This is a genomic window from Microbacterium oleivorans, from assembly GCF_001644225.1.
In the GTDB taxonomy this organism is placed as follows: Bacteria; Actinomycetota; Actinomycetes; order Actinomycetales; family Microbacteriaceae; genus Microbacterium; species Microbacterium gawkjiense.
On the sequence record NZ_LSTV01000001.1, the window covers coordinates 181,004 to 205,398 of the forward strand.

Sequence of the window (24,395 nt, forward strand, 5' to 3'; positions counted from 1 at the left end):
ATGGGCGAGAATGTCGGGGTCGGGAGGAGACGCATGGCACTGCAGGTCGGAATCGTCGGAGGCGGTCAGCTCGCGCGGATGATGATCGCGCCCGCTGTGGAACTGGGACTCGGCGTCCGGGTCCTCGCGGAGGAGCCCGGGATGTCCGCCGGTCTCGCGGCGACCGCGGTCGGCGACTACCGCGACCTCGACACCGTCCTCGCATTCGCGAAGGGCGTCGACGTCCTCACCTTCGACCACGAGCACGTCCCGCAGGACGTGCTGCGCGGCCTCGTGGACGCCGGTGTCGCCGTGCACCCCGGTCCCGACGCGCTCGCCTACGCGCAGGACAAGATCGACATGCGCACGAAGCTCGCCGAGCTCGGGCTGCCGCAGCCCGACTGGGCTGCCGTGACGGATGCCGCGGCCCTCGACGCCTTCATCGCCGACCACGGCGGCCGCGCCGTCGTGAAGACGCCGCGCGGCGGATACGACGGCAAGGGTGTGCGCGTCGTCTCCTCCGCCGCCGAGGCCGCCGACTGGCTCGACGGCCTGGCGGACGGAGCGGCACTGCTCGCCGAGGAACTCGTCCCCTTCACCCGCGAGCTCGCCCAGCAGGTCGCCCGCCGTCCCTCGGGCGAACTCCTGGTCTACCCGGTCGTCGAGACGGTGCAGCAGGGCGGCGTGTGCGCCGAGGCGATCGCGCCGGCACCGCACTCCGCCGGCCGCCTCGCGGACGTCGCCGCCGAGATCGGCGAGGCGATCGCCACGGGCCTGGGGGTGACGGGCATGCTCGCCGTCGAACTGTTCCAGACCGGCGACGAGCGGCTCCTCGTGAACGAGCTCGCCATGCGTCCGCACAACAGCGGGCACTGGACCCAGGACGGCTCGATCACGAGCCAGTTCGAGCAGCACCTGCGAGCCGTCCTCGACCTGCCGCTGGGCGACACCGCGATGCGCGCACCGCACGCCGTGATGGTCAACATCCTCGGCGGCCCGGCCGAGGGAACCCTCGGTGAGCGGCTCCCCGACGCGCTCGCCGCGCACCCCTCGGCGAAGGTCCACACGTACGGGAAGGACCCGCGCCCCGGGCGCAAGGTCGGGCACGTCAACGTGGCCGGGGACGACCTCGACACGGTCGTCTACGAAGCCCGCGCGGCGGCGGCGTTCTTCCTCGATTGACCCGTGCCGTTCCGGAGTTCTCCAGGCTCGCGCGCCTAGCCTTGATCGGGTGAACAGCCCCCTGCACTCATCGACCGCTCCGCTCATCGGCGTCGTGATGGGATCCGATTCGGACTGGCGTGTGATGTCCGACGCGTCGCAGGCGCTGACCGACTTCGGCATCCCTCACGAGGTCGAGGTGGTGTCCGCCCACCGCACGCCCGACAAGCTGCTGCGCTACGGCCGCGAGGCGCGTGGGCGCGGCCTGCGCGCGATCATCGCCGGTGCCGGCGGCGCGGCGCACCTGCCGGGCATGCTCGCCTCGGTCACGACGCTCCCGGTCATTGGCGTCCCGGTGCAGCTGTCCACCCTCGACGGCCTCGACTCCCTCCTCAGCATCGTGCAGATGCCCGCCGGCATCCCCGTCGCGACGGTGTCGATCAACGGGGCGAAGAACGCGGGCCTGCTCGCCGTGCGCCTGCTCGGCTCGGCCGATCCCGAGGTCGCCGACCGCGTCGCCGACTACGCCGCCGACCTCGAAGTGCAGGTCGAGGAGAAGAACCGCCGCCTGAAGGACTCCCTGTGAGCCGCCGCCCGGTGGGGGAGCTCCCGTGAGCGTCCTGAGCCCGCCGCGGGCGACCTCGTCGTCCGGCCGTGCTCTCGTCGAGGAGCGCCCGCTCCGCAACCCCGACGCCTCGGCCCCCGGTGTGATGTCGCGGCGTGCGTGGTGGCTCGTGGCATCCAACTTCCTCCTTCCCGGGTCCGCGCAGATCCTCGCGGGTGGTCGACGCCTGGGCCGCGTCGGTCTCATCTCGACGATCGTCATGTGGGTGTTTCTCTTCACGACGGTGCTCCTGGCGCTGATGTGGCGCTCGATGCTGACGACCCTCGTCGCATCGTGGTGGACGCTGACCCTCGCGCAGGTGCTGCTCTGGGCGTACGCCGCGCTGTGGGTCGTGCTGACGATCGACACGCTCCGGCTCGCCCGCCTGCGGCGTGTGCCCGGACGAACCCGCGCCGCCGTGTCGATCGTCGCGCTGGTCCTCGCGCTCGCCCCCGCCTCGGCGGCCGCGTACACGGCCCAGTCGGTCGTCGCGCCGCTGCGCTCCGGGCTGTCGATCTTCGCCTCCGGCCCGAGCGTGCCCCCGTCGGACGGCTACTACAACTTCCTCCTGCTCGGTGCCGACAGCGGGCAGGGACGCGACTCCATGCGCTTCGACAGCATCTCGGTGGTGTCGGTGAACGCGGACTCCGGCGCGGTGACGATCTTCGGCATCCCGCGCGACCTCCGTCACGTCCCCTTCTCGGACGGGCCGATGCGCGACCTGTACCCCGACGGGTTCGAGGGCCACACCTCGTCGACGTGCGGGTGGTCGTCGGGCATCAACCAGCTCATGAACGCCGTCGAGGTGTGCCGCGAGGATCGCGGGGCGAGCCTCTACCCCGATGCCGCCGCGCAGAATTCGACACCGGCCGTCGAAGCGACGAAGGACGCCGCGGAGGGGATCCTCGGCATCGAGATCCCGTACCACGTCTTCATCGACATGCACGGGTTCGCCGACCTCGTCGACGCCCTCGGTGGCGTCAAGATCACGGTCAAGGAACGCCTCCCCGAAGGCCCCGGCCCGCGCTTCGAGGGTCAGCCCGCGGAGGAATGGGCGACCGGATGGATCGAGAAGGGCACCCAGGTCATGGACGGCGACACCGCCCAGTGGTACGCGCGGTCGCGGTACACGACCAGCGACTGGGACCGGATGCGGCGCCAGCGGGAGCTCCAGACCGCGATCCTCGCCCAGGCGACCCCGTCGACGGTCGCGACCCGCTTCAGTGAGGTCGTGGCGGCGGGCAAGAACCTCGTGCAGACCGACATCCCGGACTCCCTGCTCCCCTTCCTCGTCGATCTCGGCGTGAAGGCGAAGGACCAGAAGGTCCAGGACCTCGAGCTGACGCCGAAGGGGGTCGGCATCGATCCGGAGGACCCCACCGCCGAGGACTGGGCGAAGATCCGCGGCGAGGTCCAGGCGCTCCTGCACCCGCCGACGCCGACACCGACGACCGCGCCGTGAGCGCACAGGGGGAGTTCCGATGACGACCACGCTGCGGTTCGTGTTCGACCCGTCCGCTCCCGGGACCGGGCCCGACCTCGCCACCGCCTCTCGGGAGCTGGCCGCCGCGCTCGTGGCGACGGCGCCCAGCGGGTGCGAGGTGCGCGCGATCATCCCCGGCGACGCGCGGGACGACACCCTGGCAGCGCAGGGCGTGGCGGCCGCCGATCGCCTCCCGGTCGGCTCCGCCGCCGCCGCGGCCCTGTGGCGACGCGGACTCCGCGCGGGCGCCGGCGACGGCCTCATCCACTCGGCGACGCTCGCGGCGCCGCTCGTGCGCCACGACCGCGTCCACGACCACGACCAGACCGTCGTGACCCTGTGGGACGTCCGTCCGTGGGACCACCCCGACGAGGTGTCGCGGACGGATGCCGCCTGGGCCCGCGCCATGCTGCGCCGGGCCGTCCGGCACGCCGACGCCGTCGTGGTGCCGACGCATGAGCTCGCCCACCGGGTCGCCGAGCTGGCGCCCCTCGGGGACCGGATCCGGGTGATCGCAGGAGCCCCCGAGAGCGCCCTCCGCGTCCCCAGTGACGAGATCGGACGTCGGCGCGACCTCGGCCTGCCCGAGGGGTACGTCCTGCTCTCGGGGTCGTTGGCGGCATCCGGCCGTCTGCGCACCGGTTTCGAGGCCGTCGTGACCTCCGGACGGGACACGGCCGTCGTCGTGATCGACGCGCCCGACGGCCAGGAACCCGCGATCGCCGAGCTCGCCGCCGCGGCGGGCCTGCCCGAGCGACGGGTGCACGTGCGCGGCCATCTCGAGGCGCCCGATCGCGCCGCGGTCCTAGCCGGCGCCGTCGCTTTCCTCGTGCCGTCGGACAGCACGGCCTTCCCTTGGCGGACGCTGGATGCGCTCCGACTGGGGGTCCCCATCGTGGCAGCCGACAGCGCGACGCACCGCGAACTCCTGCTGGACGGAGCGACCTTCGCGCCGGGCGACGCCGGGTCGCTGGGGGACGAGCTCGCCGCGACACTCTCATCGACCTCCGCGGTGGAGCGCCTCGCCGTCCTTGCCGCCGATCGCGGGCGAGCGTTCAGTTGGGCGGGAGCGGCGGAGCGCGTCTGGCAGCTCCACGCCGAACTCTGAGGTCGTCCGAACGCCGGGAAATCGGCGTGTCGCACAAGTGATATCCAGCCACGACTGGTAACGGAACGTGACTTCAGTAACACTGTTCACATGCGCCTCACATCTTCCGTGCCCCGACGGTCCCTGCGGAGCATGGCGATGGTGCTCGCGGCGCTGCTCTCGATCTCGGTCCTGATGGCCGTCGCGCCGACATCCGCTGCCCGCGCCGCTGAGCTCCCGTCGTCCATCACGGACGGCGGCTACATCATCAGCGACGCCGAATTCTTCAACGGAAACTCGATGACGGCGGCGCAGGCGCAGACGTTCCTCGAGGCCCGCGTGCCCTCGTGCAAGGCGACGACCGGGCCGACGTGCCTGCGGAACTTCACCGCTGACCTCCCCGCGAAGGCGAAGGACTCCTATTGCAACGCCATCACCGGTAAGAAGAAGGTGCGCGCGTCCGAGATCATCGTCACGGTCGGCAAGGCGTGCGGGATCAGTCCGAAGGTGATCCTGGTCATGCTCCAGAAGGAACAGGGACTCGTGACCTCGACCAAGCCGAGCGACTGGAGCTACCGCGCCTCGATGGGCATGAACTGCCCCGACACGGCGCCGTGCAGCGCGGCGTCCGCGGGGTTCGTCAACCAGGTCTACCTCGGCGCGCGCCAGCAGCAGGTCTACAAGAAGAACCCCACGAAGTACGGCTACCGCGCGAATCAGGTCAACACGGTCAAGTGGCACCCGGACAGCGCGTGCGGGACGTCGAAGGTCTTCATCAAGAACCAGGCGACCGCGAATCTCTACATCTACACGCCGTACCGTCCGAACATCGCGGCGCTCGCGGCGGGCTACGCACAGGGCGACGGGTGCTCCAGCTACGGCAACCGGAACTTCTACAACTACTACGTGCAGTGGTTCGCTCCCAGCGCGGTCCCGAACGCCACCGGCGCGCCGGCGACGGTCGCCGCCTGCACCGTCCCTGCGACGGCCGACGTCGTGTCGGCTTCGGGAACGGCGACCGTCACGACGGCGACGACGGCGCGGAAGGCGCCCGTCGCATCCTGCACGTCGGGGACCAAGGCGCTGGCGACGTCGACCGCCGTGACGGTCAAGGGCACCTACGGCTCATGGGTGCAGATCGCGAACGGGTCGGGCACCTTGTGGGTCGCGAAGTCCGCGCTGCGGATGCCGGTCGGCTCGCCCGCCGCCGGCTCGGACGCCTGCAAGCTTCCTGCGGAGTCGAGCATCACGAAGGCGTCGGGCGAGGCGGTGGTCGTGACCGAGTCGTTGAACGCGCGCAAGGCTCCGACGACCAGCTGCGAGACCGGCAAGCGATCGATCACCGATGGGCAGACCTTCGCGCGAACGGGCACGTACGGCGCATGGTGGCGGCTCACCGTCAGCGGTTCCACATACTGGGCCCACAGCGACTACCTCGAAATGGTTTCCCCGAAGGCGATGTTCGTGACGCGGGCGGTGCATGTGCGGTCGTCTGCGGGTGGGTCGCAGTTGGTGTCGACGTTGGTGACGGGGGCGTCGGTGTCGGCGGTGGCTACGCAGGGTGCGTGGACGAAGGTCACGGCGGGGTCGGTGTCGGGGTGGGTGGATTCGTCGCGGTTGTCGTCGTCGAAGCCGTCGTTGCCGGTGACGTCGAAGATGCAGGTGAAGTCGAAGGTTGTTGCTCGGGCGGCGTTGACGGGTAACAGTGCTGCGGTGATGACGTTGGCTGCGGGGTCGGAGGTCACGGTGGTGGACTCCGATGGGTCGTGGCGTGCGGTCAGGTCGGGGAGCTCGACGGGGTGGGTGTTGTCGTCGGCGTTGGTCGCACCGGCCCCGAAGCCCGCCACGAAGGTCACCACGGCTGCGCTGAACCTCCGGTCCGCACCGTCGACAACGGGGGGCATCATCACGACCCTGGCGAAGGGGACGACGGTGACGATCGTCTCGACGAAGGGGGAGTGGCGGCAGGTCAAGGCGGGTTCACGCACCGGTTGGGTGCACGGAGCCTACCTCCGTTGACCGCGCGCCGAGGATTTCCAGAGGTAGGGGTCCATTAGACTCGATCCGGCCTGCCCGGTGCTGATCACCCGGTCTGGATCCCGACCCGCTAGGAACCTTGTGACACAGATCGATTACAGCGCCTTCGAGACGCCCGGCCGCGGCCGCGGTCTTCTGGATGTCTTCCGCTACCACTATCTGCTGCGCCTGCTCATCGGCAAGAGCACGTCCCTGCGTTACCGCAACTCCGTTCTCGGGTGGTTCTGGTCTTACGTCCGGCCGACTGTGCAGTTCCTCGTCTACTACCTCGTCGTGGGGCAGATCCTCGGCCTGCACAACCAGGTCCCCGCCTTCCCGCTCTACCTTTTCAGCGGTCTCGTGCTGGTCAACCTCTTCAACGACACGATCTCTGCCGCGACGAGCTCCATCGTCAGCAACAAGGCGCTCGTTCGAAAGATCTATCTGCCGAGGGAGCTGTTTCCCCTCGCCGCCATCATCGGGACCTTCACCCACTTCCTTCCACAGCTGGCCGTCCTGGTCGTCGTGAGCCTCCTCTTCGGGTGGCTGCCGTCGTTCGCATCGATCGGCCTGGCACTCCTCGGCATCCTTCTCGTCGTCACATTTGTCGTGGGCATCGGGTTGTTCTTCTCCGCCGTGAACGTTCGTTTCCGCGATGCAAGCAACATCGTCGACATCATCCGGACGATCGCGACGTGGTCCGTTCCCATCCTCTACACGTGGGAGATGGTTCGGAAAGTGACGACCGACCACGCGGTGCCGTGGCTGTTCGACCTCTATATGGCCAACCCGCTCGCGGTGGGCGTCGAGTTGTACCACCACGCCTTCTGGGGTTCGCTCCCCGTTGTCAATGACGCGCGGCCTCGCCCCGTCAACCTCGATTGGCCGCCTCAGTTCGAGTGGCACTTCGTCGCTGCCATCGGGGTCATCGTCCTCTCCCTGGTCATCGGCCAGTTCGTCTTCCGGCGCTTCGAGCGCAGCTTCGCACAGGACCTGTGATGTCGATTTCCGCAGAGACCCAGCCCCGCATCATCGTCGACCACGTGTCGAAATGGTTCAGCAAGCGCAGCACGCGATCGATGAAGGATGCCTTCATCGCTGCGGCGCGACGACAGCCGGTGAGGGCTCGACAGTTCCATGCATTGAAAGACGTGTCGTTCTCGATCGGCGAAGGGGAGTCCGTCGCTGTGATGGGCCTCAACGGGTCGGGGAAGTCCACGACGCTCAAGCTCGTCTCGGGAGTTCTCGAGCCGGACTCGGGGCGTGTCCTCACCCGCGGGAAGGTCGCGGGTCTCATCGAGGTCGGAGCCGGGTTCCACCCCGATCTCACCGGGCGGGAGAACGTCTTCCTCAACGCCGCCATTCTCGGGATGAGTGAGAAGGAGACCAAGGAACGGTTCGATGAGATCGTCGCATTCAGCGAGATCGGCGACTTCATCGATCAAGAGGTCAAACATTACTCGTCCGGCATGTTCATGCGGCTGGCGTTCAGTGTCGCCATCCACGTGGAGCTCGATGTGCTTCTCGTGGACGAAGTGCTCTCCGTCGGCGATGCCCCTTTCCGCGCCAAGTGCAACGCGAAGCTGAAGGAACTCGCGGCCCGTGGCGTGACGATGATGGTCGTCAGCCACAGCAAGGGCCAGGTCAAGGAGCTCTGCACCCGAGGAATCGTGCTGAGCAAGGGCGATGTCGTGTTCGACGGGCCCATCGCGGAAGCACTCGAGGTCCTCGAATCCTGACGTGCAGTTCGACATGCCTCCGGCGGTTCGGAGAATCCACCGAGACGTCAGCTCGAAGATGAGCGGCCCCCTCTCGTTGCCCGCCCATCGGCGACCCGCCGATCATGAGGTTCGCGCTCCGCGCGCGGACATCCAGGCGTTACGAGCGATCGCCGTCGGCGTCGTGGTCGTCTATCACTTCTTCCCCGATCTGCTCCCTGGAGGCTTCGTGGGGGTCGACGTCTTCTTCGTCATCTCCGGCTTCCTGATCACAGCTCATCTCATCGACAGGCCGCCCCGGTCGGGCCGTGACCTGGCCGCGTTCTGGGGACGCCGGATCCGTCGGCTGCTACCCGCATCCTTCCTGGTGCTCGGAACCACTTTCGTGCTCGTCCTCCTGCTCGCGCCGGAGACTGTTCGGACGCAGACCGCCGAAGAGATCGCCGCATCTGCGCTCTACGTGCAGAACTGGTTCCTCGCGGGCGAGGCTGTTGATTACCTCGCAGCGGACAATGCGGCATCCCCGGTCCAGCACTTCTGGTCGCTGTCGGTCGAGGAGCAGTTCTACCTCTTCTGGCCCGTCCTGGTGATGATCGTCTCGCTCGCGGTCGCTCGACGTCGTCTCCGTTCCCTGCGGGGCGGTATCGGGGTCGCTGTCGTGCTGGTGTCGGTGATCTCGTTCTCGGCGTCCGTGGTCCTCACCGCAACCGACCCGGGCTCGGCGTACTTCGTCACCTGGACGCGGATCTGGGAGCTGGGCGTCGGCGCTCTCGCTGCGTGCCTTTTCCCGGCGCTCCAGCACGTCCTGGCGGGACGTCGCGGGCTCCGCACCGTTCTGGCCTACCTGGGTATCGCCGGGATAGCGGGTGCGGCTTTCATCTTTTCGGAATCGCTGCCGTTCCCCGGGAGCGTCGCCTTGCTGCCGGTGCTGTCGACCGCCCTGGTGCTCGTTGCCGCCGTGGAGCGGGACCGCCTGTCTCCGTCCGTCCTCATGGAGTGGCGACCGGTGCAGCTGGTCGGTGACCTGTCCTACAGCATCTACCTGTGGCACTGGCCTGCGCTTATTCTGCTCCCTGTCGTCCTCGATCGGGAGGTTCGGGGATGGCAGAAGATCGTGGTCCTCGCCGGTGTCGTCGCTCTCTCGTGGGCGACCAAGCGCTGGGTGGAGGACCGGTTCCGCGGGACTCGGCCTTTGGGACGGCCCCTCCGGCGATCGTTCGTCTTCGCGGGAGTCGGGATGCTGGTCTTCGTGCTCGCGGCGGGCGCGACGGTCCACGCTCAAGCGCGGGCGGTGGCGGACGAGCAGGCGCGGATCGATGCATTGGTCGACGGCTCGGCGCCGTGCTTCGGGGCGAGGGCACTCATCGATACCGAGTCGTGTGATCCACACGGGGCCGAGTTGCTGACATCGCCGGGTTTCGCCGCCGCTGATCGCCCCGACCCCTATGAGGACGACTGCTGGACCCTCGCCGACTATTCGGAAACGCGAACGTGCGAGTACGGATCCGATGCTCCCGATGCGACGCGGGTAGCACTGATAGGCAACTCGCACGCGGGGCACTGGCTCCCCGCTCTGCAGGAGATCGCCGCGGAACGCGGGTGGCGCATCACGACGTATCTCATCAGCGTGTGCTACACCGTGGATGTGAAGATCGACCTCGGCTCCGAGCCGGCATCCAGTAATTGCCTGGCGTGGAACCGGCGCTCCATCGCCGATATCGCCAACGGCGGATACGACCTCGTCGTGATCTCGGATCGCACGTATCAGCCGATCGAAGGCTACGACCGTGCCGACAACGCCACCGTGGCTCAGGAGGCCTACGGTCGTGTCCTGGATCGATGGTCGGATGCCGGGGTACCCACCCTCGTCCTACGCGACACGCCGTACGCCACAGACCTCGCGAACGTGCCGCAGTGCGTGGAGGAGGCCGGCGATGATCTCGCCGCGTGCGACGGGACTCGTCGGCGCGAGGTGGTCGACCCCCTGGCCGACGCTGCGGCGCTGCGGTCGGACGACCCGAACGTCCGTCTCCTCGACCTCACCGACCGCATCTGCTCGGCCGACGTCTGCCAGTCCGTCGTCGGCGGCGTCATCGTCTACTTCGATCGCGGCCACCTGAGCGCGACATTCTCCCGAACTCTCGCTCCCGACATCTGGGCGACCGCGAAAGAATTGCTATGACCTCACATCGCGACGTTTCCCGCACCGGGCGTACCATCTCAGTCGTCTCGCCCATGTACAACGTGGCACGGTACCTCGACGACTACTTCGAGTCCCTCTTGCGCCAGACGTGCGGCTTCGAGAGCCTCGAGGTCATCCTGGTGGACGACGGCTCCACCGACGAGACGGGAGAGTTGGCGCAGGCGTTTGCGGCGCAGCATCCCAACGTCTCCTACGTCTACAAGGAGAACGGCGGGCAGGCTTCTGCGCGCAATGTCGGTCTCGAGCACGCGACCGGGGTATGGGTGACCTTCCCCGACCCGGACGACGTTCTGACACCCAACTACTTCGCCGACGTGCTGGCGCAGATGTCGGAGCCCGGCGCGGCGGATGCTGCCATGTTCAGCGCGCGCATGATCCTTTGGTTCGAAGCGCGGGAGGCGGACGCGCTTCGAGACACGCACGCCCTCACCTGGCGGTTCGCGGAGGGCACTCGACTGGTCGACCTCTCGCAGGAGCCGACCGTCATCCAGGCTCACGTGACGACCGGCTTCCTCCGTCGCGAGGTGCTGCTCGCTCATGGGATCCGATTCCGCGAGCGTCTGCGCCTGCGTTTCGAGGACGGCAACCTCGTCTCGCGCTACCTGCTGCAGTTCGATGCCCCGCTGGTCGGACTCGTGAGGTCGAGCGAGTACCACTACCGCCAGCGTGCCGATGCGTCGTCGACCGTCCAGGCGAACGTCGCGGATCCGCGCAAGTACACCGACACCATTCGCTACGGATACCTCGACGTCGTCGACGCCGCCCAGGGGAGGCTTCCGCGCTGGGCGCAGAACCTCATGGTGTACGACCTGCTCTGGCTCTTCCGCAGCTCTCAGACACCGACTGTCCGTCGCACGCAATTCCCTGCGGCGATGCATGACGAGGTGGAGGAGTTACTGCCCTTATGGCTGGCGCACATCGATGAGGACACCCTCATGGAGTGGACCATCATGCCCGTTCCCAGCTGGATGACGGAAGCGTTGGTCCTCGTGAAGCGCGGCACCGGACACAGCGATATGCATTTCGGGAGCATCGATCCCAAGCGTGGGCTCGTCTCGCTCGTGTACCGCTACCGGGGTGATCGCCCCTCGGAGGTCGTCCATGCGGGCGACCGAGTCATCGAGCCCCGATACACAGCCGAGGTCGGTCTCGAATACCTCGGCAGGCGCATCGTCTGGCAGCGCTACCTGTGGCTCCCCGTGGAGTCCGCACTCACGGTCGAACTCGGCGGTGAGCCGGCCAGCATCCATCTGCGAGCCAACGCGGGGCGGTCCGCCGGGATCGACGGGGACGTCCTGGCGGCGAGGACGGCGTCGGCGGAGTCGCGAGCGGAGCCCCAAGCGACCCTGCGCGGGCTCCGTCGGTTGCGTCGCCGCGGCGGGCTCATGCTTCGGGAGGTGAAGGCGCTGGCGCGCGAACGCCCCACCATCTCCGTTGCGTTGCGCCGGGTCGGCGTCGCGTGGGGAGCGATGTCGCCACGGCTGGGACGAGAATTCGAAGGCGCCTGGGTGTTCATCGACCGGGACGTCGACGCGAATGACAGTGCGGAGATCCTCTACCGGTGGGTCAAGCAGAACCGCCCGGAGATCAACTCGTGGTTCGTCCTCCGGCGGGGATCCGTGGACTGGGGTCGGCTCGAGAAAGAAGGCTTCCGACTCGTCGAATACGGCTCGGCGCGGTTCACGGCGCTCATGATGGCTGCCGAGCACGTCGCGTCGAGCCACGCCGACCGCTTCATCACCGACCCGCTCCCACGGCGTTTCGGGCGTCGGCCGTGGAACTTCACCTTCCTGCAGCACGGCGTCATCAAGGGCGACATCTCGGGGTGGCTGAACACCAAGCGCATCGCGACGTTCGTCACCTCCACGGAGGACGAGTACGACTTCATCGCCGGCCCGTCCCCCTTCCGGTTCGGTCCCAAAGAGGTGCGGCTCACAGGGCTGCCACGTTTCGATGCGCTACTGGCGCAGGATGCCGCGGTCTCCGAGGACGAACGCGACATCGTCCTCGTCATGCCGACGTGGCGTGACTATCTGGTCGGGAAGATGATGTCGTCCTCGCGGGATCGGGAAGGGGTGCAGGAATTCGGTGACACCACCTACGCACGAGCGGTGCAGGGTCTTCTGACGAGCGACTCGCTGCGATCTGCCGTGACGACGCGCGGCATGCGCGTCGTCTTCATGCCGCACCCGAACATGCGGGTCTACCTCGATCGTTTCGAGGTCCCCGACTTCGTGGAGATCGTTTCCTACGACGACGTCGACGTCCGCGAGATGATCGCGCGCGCCCGCGTACTCGTCACCGACTACTCCTCAGTCGCCTTCAACATGGCGTACGTCCAGCGCCCCGTCGTCTACTTCCAGTTCGACCGGGACGAGTATTACGCAGGGCACACCGAGCGTCCGGCCTACTTCACGTACGAGACCCACGGTTTCGGTCCGATCGTGGAGACCGCCGATGACGCCGCGCGGGCGGTCGAGGAGGCTCTGTCCGGCGCCGTGGATGCGGTCTTCCTCGAACGGATGAGGCGGGCCTTCCCCGTCCGCGACGGTCAGAACTCACGCCGGGTCTTCGACGCGATGGTCGAGTCTCGGACGCGGAGACCCCTCACAGAGCGATCGATGGCAGCGCCGATCGATCGATGGCAGAACCTGACGTGATGCACGCCGGCGGCGCCGGTCAGCGCAGGTTCTTCATCTCAGACACCTGCACGGTCACGATCTGACCGGTCAGGTCTGAGCCGAGGATGCCGAGGGTCACCTTCGCCACGTCGTCGGCATCGAGAAGGGAGCCTTCGGGTTCGTCACCGAACGCGGCGGTGCGCATGGGCGTCGCCGTGCGCTGGGGGTTGATGCAATTGATCCGGACGCCGTTGTCGGCCCATTCCTCGGAAAGCGCCTGGGTGAGGTTGACGACGCCTGCCTTCGTGGCCGAGTAGGCCGCGTAACCCGATCGGCCGCGCGTGTACGAGCTCGACGTGAACAAGATGACCTGCCCGCCGTGGCGCGCGAGGTGGGGATAGGCCTCTCGGGCGATCACCGCCGGGGCGAGCAGGTTGGTTTCGATGGTGTGCTCGAGGTCCTCCTGCGACGTCTCGACGAGAGGTCCGATCCGGAGGACACCGGCCGTCACGATGACGGCGTCGATACGCCCGAGGGTCTGAGCCGCCTCTGTGAGCGCGTCCCCGACCTGGAACGCGGAACGCACATCGGTGCCCGTTGAGGTGCGGCTGAACTCCATGACGTTCGCGCCACGTGCACGGGCCAGGTCGACGATGCTCGCGCCGATGCCGTAGCTCCCGCCGAAGACCACGATGCCCGCGCCGGACAGGTCGGGGAGCTCTTTCACCAGACGCTCCATGGAGAGGCTCGCGGACTGCAACTGGAACAGCTTGTCCGCGATGTGCACGTCGATCGGCTCCGTGACCTTCATGTTCTCGGGGGTGCCGTCGACGACGAAGATGGGGACGTCGGGGAGATAGGTGAACACCACTCCGCAGTCGTCGGTGGCTCGGAACTCGGGGTCGCCCTCGGCGATCTGGTACGCGCGTCGGATGGTCCCGAGCCGGAAGGCTTGCGGGGTCTGACCGCGGCGCAGCCGCGAACGATCCGGGATGCCGGTGATCAAGCTGGACCGATCGACTTCGATGATGGTGTCGGCTGAGGGGATCGCGGTGTCGACGGCGTCGTATGTGTCGAGGGCGTTCACGCAGTCACCGATGATGCGCGCGTCGATGAAGGGTCGGACGGCGTCGTGGAAGAGAACCTTGGTGTCCTCACCCTCGAGGACGCTGATCGCCAACTTGGTCGTGTCGTTCCTGGTCGCCCCGCCCGGAAGGATGCGGCTCAGCTTGGAGAAACGGCCGCTGGAGATCAGGTGATCCAGCTCACCTATGGACTCCGCGTTCATCATGACGAGGATCTCGTCGACGTCCGCGCTGGCCTCGAGGGCTTCGAGAGTGTGCTCGACGATCGCCTTGCCCGCGATCTTGAGGAGCTGCTTCGGGATGCCGAGGCCCACGCGGACCCCGATCCCGCCCGCCAGGACGACGGCGACGGTTCGGCTCTGAGCGGTCATGTGACTCCTCCGGTGGGGACGGTCCATCCTATCCGGCGGCCCCTTGGTCCCCGCGGCCGGGAGCGGCGCGGACGGCCGTTCTACAATGATCGAGTGCGCGGGGGAGAGTCGTCGGTCTCGGTCAGGATCACCGCCGTCATCCCCCTCTATCGCGTCGAGCCGTACCTGCCCGATCTGCTCGGCTCCCTCCGAGCGCAGCAACTCGGCCCTTACGAGCTCGACCTCGTCTTCATCGACGACGGTTCGCCGGACGCCTCGGGGGACGTGGTGGAACGTTGGCTGCCGACATCCCCGTTCCCGGCTCGACTCATCCGGCAGGAGAACGCTGGGGTCAGTGCGGCGCGAAACCGCGGGTTGGACGAGGCCGCGGGGGAGTGGATCACGTTCCCCGACTCGGATGACGTGCTGGCGGACGATTACTTCGCCAGCGTCGCCCGGTTCCTCGTTCGCGATGCCCACCGCCTCGATGTCGCGTCGGCCCGTCTGCTCCGCCTCCGCGAACCGAATCCCACCCCCGAGGACGTCCACGCACTGAGTTTCCGCTTCGCGGGCGGCGATCGTGTCGTCCCTCTCTCCGCGCATCCTGATTTCTTCCAGCTCAACGTGGCGTCGGCGTTCTTCCGGCTCGGCGACCTGCGGCGTGCGGGGGTCCGGTTCCGAACCGGGCTCCACGCGTCCGAGGATGCGCTTTTCGTCGCCGAGTACCTGCTCGGTCTGCCTTCCCCGCGGCTCGGTCTCGTCGCCGGCGCGTCGTACATCTATCGCCGGCGCGCATCGCGCGACTCCGCCGTCGACGCCTTCCGCACCGATCAGCGAGCGTACTTCGAACGATTCGAGGCGGGTTACGAGCCACTCATGCGCTCGTGTGGCGAGAGCGGCGTGCCGGAGTGGCTGCAGTCGATGTTCCTCTACGAGTGCCAGTGGTTGCTTCCCGTTCAATTGACCCCCGATGGCCGCGCCGATGTCCTCGACGAGGAGGGCCGTGCTCGCGTCCTCCGCGCGCTGGGCGCATGCGCTGTGCACGTCAGCGAGTCCCGTCTCTTCGGCTACGACGCGACGGCTCTTCCGCTCGAGAGTCGGCTCCTCCTGCAGCTGCTCGCGGGCCGCGACCTGCCGCGCTGGGTCGGCGCCTACGCCGTCAGTGAGGGCGGGGAAATCCTCACCTCGACGCCGATGCGCCTCGGCTCGGCGGTGGCGGTCACCTGCAGCGAAGGGTCTCGCCTGCCCGCATCCGCTGTCGACACCGTCGTCCCGGACTACTTCGGACAGACGGTCCTCGCCGTCGCCCGGATCACGACGTCGAGCCCGCTTCGGAGTGTGACGGTCGACGGGCGGGCCCGCCGCATCGTACGCGCGCGCCGAGGGGAGCAGCTTGCGGAGGTCACGGACCGGGACCGTCGCCGCCGTGCGGGGTCGTGGGCCATCCCTGCGCGTGAGGGTGAGGTGCGTGTGTGGAAGCCGATCACCGGCCCAGACGCTGGTCCGGTCCACCGTCTGCGCCGCCTGCTCCGAGTGGCCCGACGCCAGCTCGCTCGCACGATCAACCGGCGTCGCCGAGGTCGTTAGCGCATCGTCTCGAGGACCATCGTCGCGATGGCGTCGGCGCAGGGAGTGGCTCCTGCGGCTGAATGAACGGGCGCCTGCACCCACCGGTCGGCGAAGCGACGTGCATCCTCCGTCGAGGCCGCGTCTGCCGCGACGGCAGTTGTCAGTTCGTCCACCGTGCGGACGATCGGGCCGGGAAGGTCTCGCCGGTAGTCGAGGTAGAAATCGCGCGATTCGAGGTAGGTCTCGAGGTCGGGCGCGAGGAAGTAGGTGGGGATGTCGAGGACGGCTGCTTCGTAGAGCGCTGAGGAATAGTCGGTGATGAAGAGGTCGGCGATCGCGAGCATCTCCTGCGTCGAGAAACCCCCGCCCGTGTCCACCTCCGGACCGAAGTCCGCGTGCATGAGGGGGTGAAGCTTGACGACCGTGTGGATGCCGACGGCTTCGAGCGCATCGGACAGGGCTCGCACGTCGACCGCCACGGTCCCGTCGAGGCGGAAGGTGGGCGCGAAGACTGCGATCCGCCGACCGGCCAGGTGCGGGAGAGCCTCGAGGATCCGCTCGCGGGTTCGGGCTCGGGCCTCCGGGTCGCGAAGACGGTCGACGCGCGGCAGGGGTGCCACACGCACGCGTTCGAGAGGCGCACCGAAGGCCTCGGCGAACGCCGGTCGGCAGTCCTCTCCGCTGGTGAGCACGATGTCATACCCCGCATGCATGCGCATCGCCCGCGCGAGCCGCTGATCGCGACCCTCCTCACGCCCCAGAATGCTGAGGCCGAACTTCTTGAAAGCTCCCAGGGCATGCCACATCTGTATGACGGTGAGCTCGTCCCGGTGTCGGAGGACGCTCGCCACGATCGCGTAGGTGTCGACGACGACCACGCGTGCGGTGGCCACGTGATACAGCTGGTGCAGCAGGTGTGCCGCGTAGCGGATCTTGCGAATCACCCCCGGGGGCACCATCCGCACGAGCATCACCACGCGCACATCCGGGTCCTGACGGATGAGGGATGCGGCCAGGTCGGTGAAATCGTCCGGTACGGTCGGGTGCTCGCGGCTGATCATGACGACCTTGCGCTGCACGGGCAGGAGCTTCAGGGGCGCGTACACAGCCGACAGGGCGATTCTCGTCAGATGCGCCGCCAGGACACGGAGGCCCATCAGCCCGTCGACTCGAGTCGGCTCCACGGACCCCGGCGCTACCGTCTCCTCGTCGACGTCAACGCGCGTGGAGTCGCTCAGCAGCATCCGGTCGACGATCCTCTGCGTCGACCGGCCGTCGAGCGCGCCGCAGAACTCCTCCAAGAATGCGGTCAGCGCGGCCGGGTCGACGGTGGCATCGCGCAGAGCGTCCACGAGTTCCGACGGGTCCTCGACCACGGGTCCGGTGGCGTAGGCCGAGAAGGGACGGTAGAACGAACGCGACCCGGCGTATTCGGTCAGATCGGGAACGAACAGGACGATCGGCCGGCGGAGAAGGGCGAACTCGAAGATAGAGGATGAGTAGTCGGTGACGAGCACGTCGGTCGCCATGAGCAGATCATTCATGTCGGCCGTCGAGCCGTCCAAGACGTGCGGGGGGAGAGGCGGCGCGGATGCGGCCGCGAAGGGGTGCTGGCGGACCGCGACCCGGAATCCAGCTCCCAGGCTGTCGGCGATCGCCCCCCAATCGGCGCTCCCTTCGGAGCGGGCGCTGAGCTGGCCGTTCCCGCGGAAGGTGGGGGCGTACAGGACGAGACGCTCGTCCTCGCTGACACCGAGCTCGGAACGCACCCGACGACGTGTGCGTTCGACGTAATCGGTGTCGAAGAAGACATCCGTCCGCGGAACACCGAGCGCCTGCACACGTGCGACATCGATGCCGAAAGCCTCGGCGTAGTCCTTTCGCACCGATTCCGAGCTCACCGGTACGTGCGTGTAGTTGCGGTGGATGTCGCTGCCGGGGACCGGGCCTCCGGGCAGACCTGCGCGGCTGTGCCCGACCTGCTTGAACGCTCCGGCCGCGTGCCAGATCTGCACGAGACGAGCACCCCGTCGGATCGGGAGGGGGTAGATGATCGGATAGAAATCGTCGACGACGATCGTGCCGCTCGTCGCGAGCAGCCAGGGGAGTCTCAGTACATCCCGAAGGGGACGGGGCGCGTTGAGGCTGGGTTTGAAGACGCCGACCACCTCGGCCCCCGGCATCCGGAGCAGCAGCTCGTCTCGGACGAATCGCATGTTCCCCTCGAAACCGAGGTGGGAGTCGGACAGGAAAAGGAACCGGTCACGGCGGAGTCTGAGTACTCGGCGGAGGATCCGGTAGGGGACAGCCACGGGGAGGGCACGGAGCCATCGGAGGAGCCGACTGGCCCGAAGACGTTCGCGCACGCGCAGTCACCGCTTTCACAAGGGAATCCTCGAGATTCTACGAGATTCGGCCTCCGAGTCCGGCGTGACCGGTCCGAAGGGCGGGCGCATGCCCTGACTAGAATCGAACCATGGCGTCTTCAGGGGATTCGGTTGAGGCCAGCGTTCCGCGGTTGGGGCTGATCGTCGTCCTTCGCGAGGGCGAGTCGCCTTCAATGCTCCTCTCGTCCCTGCCTCGCCCGGAGGCTTCCCTAGAGGTCGAGGTGGTCTTCGTTGCCGCGCCCGGCGTCGACCTCGGTCCGGCGCATGCCTGGTGCGCAGCGCATCCCCGCAGCTGTGTCGTCGAGGCGGCAGACGCGGCGACGAGTGAACTCCGCAGGGCCGGTCTCGCCGCGACCACCGCGGAGTGGGTCGCGTTTCCGCGCGTCGATGACCGCTACGGTTCCGACGCGCTGGCAGCGGTCTCGAGCTTCATCGCCGCGGCGTCGGAGGAACTCCCGGTCATCGGATTGAACGTCGTCCGCGCGAACGAGTACGGCGAGCTCCGCGATACGCATCCCTCTCGGTACCGCTTCACCGGCGGTACTCGCACGGTCGACCTGCGGGACGAGCCGAGCGCGCTGCAGACGCACCTTCCATCGGCCTTCCTCCGCAGGTCAGCTGTCGTGGACCAGGTCGACTGGATGCCGGTGCCCGTGTCCGCATCGGATGATGCGCTCCTCCTCGCCAGAACGTCTTCGGCGAGCGATGCGCCCCTGGTCGGTCTTCTCGCGGAGGCGCAGTTCATCGAACGCGTCCGACCCCTCGCCGACGAGGAGTTCGTCCGGTTTCGCGCGGAGGCGCGCAGTTATCTGCACAGGGTCGCGGCGGTGCGTGCGCTGGTCGACACCGACGCGGTTGCGGAGTGGCTCGGATGGGCGGCCGTGCACGAGCTCACCGGCATCCTTCGACACGAGCGTGCGACACCACGCAAGGCCACGGCGCTCGATGACGACCAGAAGGCTCAGGTCGTCGCGGATGCCGTTGCCGTCATGCGCGCCGTGGGTCCAGGGGTCGCCGCGGAGTATGCGGCGTCATTCGTCAGCGACGAGCTGCGCGCGGTGCTCGCAGGGTGGGCGGGCGTCAGCGGACCGCAAGAGCCGCGGTGGACACGCGTCGACGCGCGGACGGGGCACGCGCTCGTCCGGTACTTCTTCGAGGGCGAGACGCCAGGCGAACACTTCCGCGACCGCCGGGGCCGCGCGCTCCCGATCGTCGCAGCCAAGACGAGGACCGTCGACTTCTTCGCCCAGACGCTGGTTCGCGAGCGGCTCGTCTGGGTGGAGTCCGAACCCTCCGTCGCCATCCTCCAGGGTCAGGAACACACCCGGCCGCCCGCGCCGCCTCGGCCCCGCGGCCCGATCACGTCGGCGCCCGGTGTCCGAGCACGTCTCCGCGCCGCCCGCCGCTCGTGGCTCAGCCGGGCCTCGGCGGTCCGCGTGATCTCGCGCGTGCCCCTGGCGACGCGACGCTACCAACAGGCGTGGGTGTTCATGGACCGTGCCAATCTGGCCGGCGACAACGCCGAACACCTCTACCGCTGGGTGCGCCGCCATCGCCCCGAGATCAACGCCTGGTTCGTCCTGCGCCAGGATTCGCCGGACTGGCGCCGGCTGGCTGCGGAGGGTTTCCGCCTGGTCGCGTACGGCACGGTCGAACACCAGCTGCTGCTGCACGCGGCCGTCGAGTACCTGTCATCGCACGCAGGCGTCGACGTGTTCCGGCCCCGCGGTGACCGACTCATCGCACGCGACCCGCGATGGCGTTTCACTTTTCTGCAGCACGGGGTCATTCACAACGATCTGTCGATATGGCTCAACAACCAGAGGCTCGACCTGTTCGTCACTTCGACGAACGACGAGTATGCGGCGATCGCCGGAGACGATACCCCCTACGCCTTCACATCCCGGGAAGTGGTGCTGACGGGGATGCCGCGACACGACGAGCTGCGACGGCTCAGCGTCGAGCGGCCGTGGGACGAGCGGTCCGGCATCCTCATCGCACCTACATGGCGCAACTCGCTCTTCCTCCCCGCAGCCAGGCCCGGCGAGCCACGCATGCCGCATCCCGACTTCGCGACGTCGGAGTATGTCACCGCGATCGCCGCTCTTCTCGGCGATGAAAGACTGCGCGAAGCTGCGGAGAGCATGGGCGGGGAGATCGTCTTCCTGCCGCACCCGAACATCGGGGCGCATTTCCCGGCGGAGCTGATACCCCCACACGTGCGCATGACAAGTTACGCGCGCGAGAACGTGCAGCAGTTGCTGACATCGAGTCGCGTCTTCGTCACAGACTATTCATCGGTCGCCTTCGACGCCGCCTACGCCGACACCGCCGTGGTCTACTTCCAGTTCGATGCCGGCTCGATCTTCGGTTCGAATCACACCTTGCACGAGGGATATTTCGACTTCGAGCGCGATGGATTCGGGGCCGTCGCGACGACCCTCGATTCCGCCGTGGACGCGCTTGTGTCCGCGTTCTCCGACCGCGAGGCTACCGAGCTCTATCGGGCTCGTGCGCAGAGGACCTACGCCTTCTGGGACGACGGCGCCTGCGAGCGCATCGTGCGCGCACTCAGCCGCGGCTGACCCGATACCTCGGGCGGCTCCGCTGCGGCATCCCCTCACACCGCGTCGTTCGTAGAGGCTTCTCGTGCCTCCAGGATGTCGACCTCCGGCACGGCCGGCGAAGCCACCGCCGCGGTCGCGGGGATCTCCTCGAGCGTGGTCGTCGCCAGGGACACCGCCGGCGCCGGATTGCCGCGGTGGACGAGTTCTTCCAAAAAGCTCAGCAGGATCGCATCCTCGTCCCGATGGCGACGGTCTTCGTTCATCGGCTCCGCCAGGGCCACCACGGCGACCCGGGGGTCGTTGAGGATGTGCTGCAAGCGGCTCGAGAGCGCGTCCGCGCGCAGGGATGCATAGCGGTAGCCGATCGAGCCCGGGATGTGCCGACCAGTCAGGTAGCCGTAGTACGGCACCAAGGAGGACGCGACGGAGATGTCGGTAGGGCTGCGGAAACGGCTCGCGCGTGTGCGCGCGAATTCCTCCGGGTAGGAGCGCTCGAGATCCTCGGCGACGCTTCGTCGCTGGGGGTGCGGCGTATGCATCATCCCTCGGACGATCTCCACCCCGAAATCCCGAAGCAACAATGCGCGGTTGTTCGCCCCCGCCTGGAGGTGGGGCTTGTCGTCGTGTCCGCCGTAGTTGATCTCCACCCCGTGCGGGAAGAATTTGGCGACGCCGTTGCTCAGGAAGAACTGGTCCGGCGTGAGCGGGCGTGCGACGAGGATGTCGTCGTTGAAGTAGATGTAATGCTCCGAAAGGCCCGGGATCCGGTGCAGAGTGGCTTCGATCGCATGCGAATTGAAGACGGGCAGGACGGAGGGGTCGGGGAAGATCTCGCTGTGGTCCACGATGATGACGTCGGTGAAATCTGCCATCACACGGGCGGGTACCTGGCGGTCCGTCACGACGTAAATGCGATTGACCCAGGGCATGTATCGCTTCACGGAGGAGATGGAGTAGTAGAGCTCGTTCCGGTTGCGGAACCGGGCGTCGCGCACCGCGTCGGAGGACTGATCTGAGCGGTCCTCGATGAAAGGGGCACGTCTGGCCCGCCAGGCCGGATCATCACCGTCCACCCACGTGTAGACAAGGTCGATGGGGAACGTGACCTCATCCCAGTAGGGTGCGCCCGAGACCGTAGCGGCTCCAGAACGCGTCCACGCCTCCCAGCTCTCCTCGTCAACCCAGGCCGGCCCGCGGTCGGGCGCCGGCCGTTCATAGAGACCCTCGTCGTTGCGGTGCCACATCTGCACGACACCCAGCGGAGCGCCGTCCTCCCGCTGCAGAACGAGCTCGTCGGCGTGACGCGCCAAGAGAGGCGCCTCCGCCGCCTCGGGCCAGGGGTCGGTCACCGCCTGCCCTCCGATGCGCGCCACGATCCAGGCTCGGTCTTCCCCTTGCGCGCGTACAGCGGCGAGCAGGTCGTCGACCGACGAGTGGGACGTCACGACTTTCCACGCCGCGCCTCGGGTCGGGACGCGACGCCACGCGATGTTGCGCCGTGTGAGTTCAGGGAGCAGGTTGTCCTCGATGCGATGCGGAAGGGCGACCGGCATGGTCTCCCCGTCCTGCTCTGTGTCGTCAGTCGCGGAGAGAGTCGTCGGTTCGAGGGACCGAGAGGACAGTGAGGCGTAGAAGCTGCGCCATCTCTTGGTGACCTCCTCGAGATCGAACTGACGGACGCCCTGGCGGGCCGTCGCGCCGTAGCGGCGGCGCAGCTCGTCGTCGGCCATCAGGGTCTGCATGGCCGCAGCGAGGCCGTTCCGGCTCCCGCGTGGGACGAGGATGCCGCCGCCCGTTGCCTCGATGATCTCTCGGGGACCGGTCTGCGTGTCATAGCTGACCAGCGGCACGCCCGCAGCCTGCGCCTCCAGCAAGACCAATGGGAGCGCCTCGGAGCGAGACGCCAAAGCGAACACCGACGCCTTGGCGAGCTGCGTCGGTAGGTCGGGGACGACGCCCGGGAGGGACACGCGCGCTTCGAGCCCGAGTCGGCGGATCACCGTCTGCAGCCTGACTCGACTCGGCCCGTCGCCGTAGATCCGTAGCTGCCAATCCGGCACGTTCTCAGACGCCCGATGGAATGCCTCGATGACGTGTTCGAACTGCTTGGCCGGCACCATGCGTCCCGCGCTGACGATGAGGCGCTGATCGAGGGAGCTGACGGGCGATCCGGCGACATCCATGCCGTTGGGGATGACGGCGACGTGCGTCGCGATCCCGGCGAGCTTCTCATTGAGCCACGCCGCGTTCACCTCTGTCAGTGCGACGATCGCGTCTAGTCGTGGCGCCGCGAGGCGCAGGGGCTCCCAGCCGGCACCGCGCGCCCAGCTGACGCGGTGCTCCTGGTGGACCAGTTTGACATCGGACCGGACATAGCGCGCCGCGAGGTACGCGAGAGCCGGCGTCGTCGTCACGACGATGTCTGCGCGGATGCGCTGCAGCGCGGCGGCGACGGCGTCATCCGTGGCGGCGTCGAACTGATCGTCCCATGACTTGGGGATGACCCTCGAGGGGGTGGCGGTCTCGGGACGATCTGCGATGTAACGCAGACGCACCCGTGGGCTGACTGCGAAGTGGGGACGGCGAGCCGTCCGATGTACTGACAGGACTTCGACGTCCGCGAACGGGGCGAGGGCGTTGGCCTGAGTCAGGACGGCGTTCTCTGTTCCGGCGCTCGCGTCAGCCGTCGTGAGGAGGTACACGATCCTCATGCGGGTTGCGTCTCCTCACGGATGCCGGTGCGAACCCGGAATTCCTTGGTGGGATTGTCGAAGTAGGGTTTCGCGAAGTACAGGAGACCGTCGGCTGGATCGCGGGCGATGAGCATAGGGAAGTTGTAGGCCTTCTGGAGCGACGAGACGTCCTCATCGGGCGCGCGAACGGGGAGGTCGTCGTCTCCTGTGCGCGCGAGGACGCGCCAGACCACCGTTGTCTCCTCGCCGCGACGATGAAGCACGTCCAGCGTCGGTTCGGCTACCCCATCAATGACGGGGACGGCGACCTCGTGCCCGCCCTCAGCGGCCCGGAGGATGACCTCGATGACGTCCGCCGGTACCGAGAAGGAGACGCCCCTGACCGTGCTGGTAGCGTCGAAGGCGATGGGCCCGGGTGCGGGTTTCCTGCGCACGAGGCGGGCCCGTCCCCCGGAGACCTCGACAGCGGCCCAGTCCCGCCCGTCGCTCCGCGCAGGGCCGTCTCCGACGGCGGAGGACGCAGGCCGCGGAACACGTACATCCTTGCGATTGAGGCGGACCCCTATCTCGAGCTGCGACCAGGTCGCATCCTCGAGGACCTCCTGCAACGGGATGTGGAAGCGGTGCGTGGTGCCGTGGGAGTCGACCGGCGTGACATCGCCGATGCTGGGGTGGGCGACATGCACGACGGGACGGACTCGCGGACGTCGGACGTCAACGATGATCTGCAGAGCGCGACCATCGGGGCATACGACGCGACGGACGGATGCCGCGGCTGCGGCCTGCTGCGATTGCCTCGCCCTTACCGCGACGCGCTTGATGCGTACGGGCACGAAGGATGAGATCGGCCTGTCCATAGGCAACTATCTTTG

15 protein-coding genes are annotated in these 24,395 nt (G+C 67.8%); 11 read left to right on the top strand and 4 right to left on the bottom strand.

Annotated features, from left to right (window positions below; genetic code table 11):
- The first annotated feature begins 33 nt into the window (after positions 1–33).
- The 9 genes from AYL44_RS00840 to AYL44_RS00880 all read left to right on the top strand — a co-directional run bounded on the left by AYL44_RS00840 (position 34) and on the right by AYL44_RS00880 (position 12,911).
- Complete coding sequence (locus tag AYL44_RS00840; RefSeq protein ID WP_064001382.1) at positions 34–1,161, top strand: 5-(carboxyamino)imidazole ribonucleotide synthase; 1,128 nt, start codon at positions 34–36, stop codon at positions 1,159–1,161.
- 97 nt (positions 1,162–1,258) lie between these two features.
- A complete protein-coding gene (gene purE / locus AYL44_RS00845; protein ID WP_064002406.1) occupies positions 1,259–1,726 on the top strand; it encodes a 5-(carboxyamino)imidazole ribonucleotide mutase in 468 nt (155 codons plus the stop codon).
- Between the two features lie 25 nt (positions 1,727–1,751).
- The gene (locus AYL44_RS00850; RefSeq protein WP_064001383.1) at positions 1,752–3,206 is read left to right on the top strand and encodes an LCP family protein; all 1,455 of its coding nucleotides are present in this window, start codon (positions 1,752–1,754) and stop codon (positions 3,204–3,206) included.
- A gap of 19 nt (positions 3,207–3,225) precedes the next feature.
- Complete coding sequence (locus tag AYL44_RS00855) at positions 3,226–4,335, top strand: glycosyltransferase (RefSeq protein WP_064001384.1); 1,110 nt, start codon at positions 3,226–3,228, stop codon at positions 4,333–4,335.
- 90 nt (positions 4,336–4,425) lie between these two features.
- Entirely contained in the window at positions 4,426–6,333 is a 1,908-nt protein-coding gene (locus tag AYL44_RS00860; RefSeq protein WP_082886051.1) for an SH3 domain-containing protein, read from the top strand.
- Between the two features lie 99 nt (positions 6,334–6,432).
- On the top strand, positions 6,433–7,329 hold the full coding sequence (locus AYL44_RS00865) for an ABC transporter permease (protein WP_064001386.1): 897 nt from the start codon (positions 6,433–6,435) through the stop codon (positions 7,327–7,329).
- Positions 7,329–8,069, top strand: coding sequence for an ABC transporter ATP-binding protein (locus AYL44_RS00870; protein WP_064001387.1), 741 nt, complete (start codon positions 7,329–7,331; stop codon positions 8,067–8,069). Before AYL44_RS00865 ends, AYL44_RS00870 begins: the two co-directional genes overlap by 1 nt.
- 58 nt (positions 8,070–8,127) lie before the next feature.
- Positions 8,128–10,230: an acyltransferase family protein gene (locus AYL44_RS00875; RefSeq protein WP_197471556.1), complete on the top strand. Its 2,103-nt coding sequence runs from the start codon at positions 8,128–8,130 to the stop codon at positions 10,228–10,230.
- A complete protein-coding gene (locus AYL44_RS00880) occupies positions 10,227–12,911 on the top strand; it encodes a bifunctional glycosyltransferase/CDP-glycerol:glycerophosphate glycerophosphotransferase (protein ID WP_082886054.1) in 2,685 nt (894 codons plus the stop codon). The genes AYL44_RS00875 and AYL44_RS00880 overlap by 4 nt, the downstream gene beginning before the upstream one ends.
- A 19-nt stretch (positions 12,912–12,930) precedes the next feature.
- On the opposite strand, the gene AYL44_RS00885 is transcribed toward AYL44_RS00880, so the two are convergent.
- A complete protein-coding gene (locus AYL44_RS00885) occupies positions 12,931–14,328 on the bottom strand; it encodes a bifunctional cytidylyltransferase/SDR family oxidoreductase (RefSeq protein ID WP_064001389.1) in 1,398 nt (465 codons plus the stop codon).
- Positions 14,329–14,421: 93 nt separating this feature from the next.
- Here AYL44_RS00885 and AYL44_RS00890 point away from each other — a divergent pair, with 93 nt between their 5' ends.
- The gene (locus AYL44_RS00890; protein WP_064001390.1) at positions 14,422–15,894 is read left to right on the top strand and encodes a glycosyltransferase family 2 protein; all 1,473 of its coding nucleotides are present in this window, start codon (positions 14,422–14,424) and stop codon (positions 15,892–15,894) included.
- Here AYL44_RS00890 and AYL44_RS00895 read toward each other — a convergent pair.
- Complete coding sequence (locus tag AYL44_RS00895) at positions 15,891–18,242, bottom strand: CDP-glycerol glycerophosphotransferase family protein (protein ID WP_231872689.1); 2,352 nt, start codon at positions 18,240–18,242, stop codon at positions 15,891–15,893. The genes AYL44_RS00890 and AYL44_RS00895 overlap by 4 nt on opposite strands.
- Before the next feature lie 242 nt (positions 18,243–18,484).
- Between AYL44_RS00895 and AYL44_RS00900 the strand changes: the two genes are divergently transcribed.
- On the top strand, positions 18,485–20,848 hold the full coding sequence (locus AYL44_RS00900) for a CDP-glycerol glycerophosphotransferase family protein (protein ID WP_064001392.1): 2,364 nt from the start codon (positions 18,485–18,487) through the stop codon (positions 20,846–20,848).
- Positions 20,849–20,883: 35 nt separating this feature from the next.
- Here the strand turns inward: AYL44_RS00900 and AYL44_RS00905 are convergent, their stop codons facing one another.
- Both AYL44_RS00905 and AYL44_RS14500 read right to left on the bottom strand, forming a co-directional pair.
- Positions 20,884–23,541 carry a stealth conserved region 3 domain-containing protein gene (locus tag AYL44_RS00905; protein WP_064001393.1) on the bottom strand — a complete coding sequence of 886 codons (2,658 nt, stop codon included), beginning with the start codon at positions 23,539–23,541 and terminating at the stop codon, positions 20,884–20,886.
- Positions 23,538–23,957, bottom strand: coding sequence for a hypothetical protein (locus AYL44_RS14500; RefSeq protein WP_157532554.1), 420 nt, complete (start codon positions 23,955–23,957; stop codon positions 23,538–23,540). Before AYL44_RS14500 ends, AYL44_RS00905 begins: the two co-directional genes overlap by 4 nt.
- Between the last annotated feature and the right edge of the window lie 438 nt (positions 23,958–24,395).

Coding starts and splice junctions, on each gene's coding strand:
- AYL44_RS00840 (WP_064001382.1), top strand. CDS start 34: ATGGCACTGCAGGTCGGAATCGTCGGAGGCGGTCAGCTCGCGCGGATG.
- purE (WP_064002406.1), top strand. CDS start 1,259: ATGGGATCCGATTCGGACTGGCGTGTGATGTCCGACGCGTCGCAGGCG.
- AYL44_RS00855 (WP_064001384.1), top strand. CDS start 3,226: ATGACGACCACGCTGCGGTTCGTGTTCGACCCGTCCGCTCCCGGGACC.
- AYL44_RS00860 (WP_082886051.1), top strand. CDS start 4,426: ATGCGCCTCACATCTTCCGTGCCCCGACGGTCCCTGCGGAGCATGGCG.
- AYL44_RS00870 (WP_064001387.1), top strand. CDS start 7,329: ATGTCGATTTCCGCAGAGACCCAGCCCCGCATCATCGTCGACCACGTG.
- AYL44_RS00875 (WP_197471556.1), top strand. CDS start 8,128: ATGAGCGGCCCCCTCTCGTTGCCCGCCCATCGGCGACCCGCCGATCAT.
- AYL44_RS00880 (WP_082886054.1), top strand. CDS start 10,227: ATGACCTCACATCGCGACGTTTCCCGCACCGGGCGTACCATCTCAGTC.
- AYL44_RS00885 (WP_064001389.1), bottom strand. CDS start 14,328: ATGACCGCTCAGAGCCGAACCGTCGCCGTCGTCCTGGCGGGCGGGATC.
- AYL44_RS00905 (WP_064001393.1), bottom strand. CDS start 23,541: ATGAGGATCGTGTACCTCCTCACGACGGCTGACGCGAGCGCCGGAACA.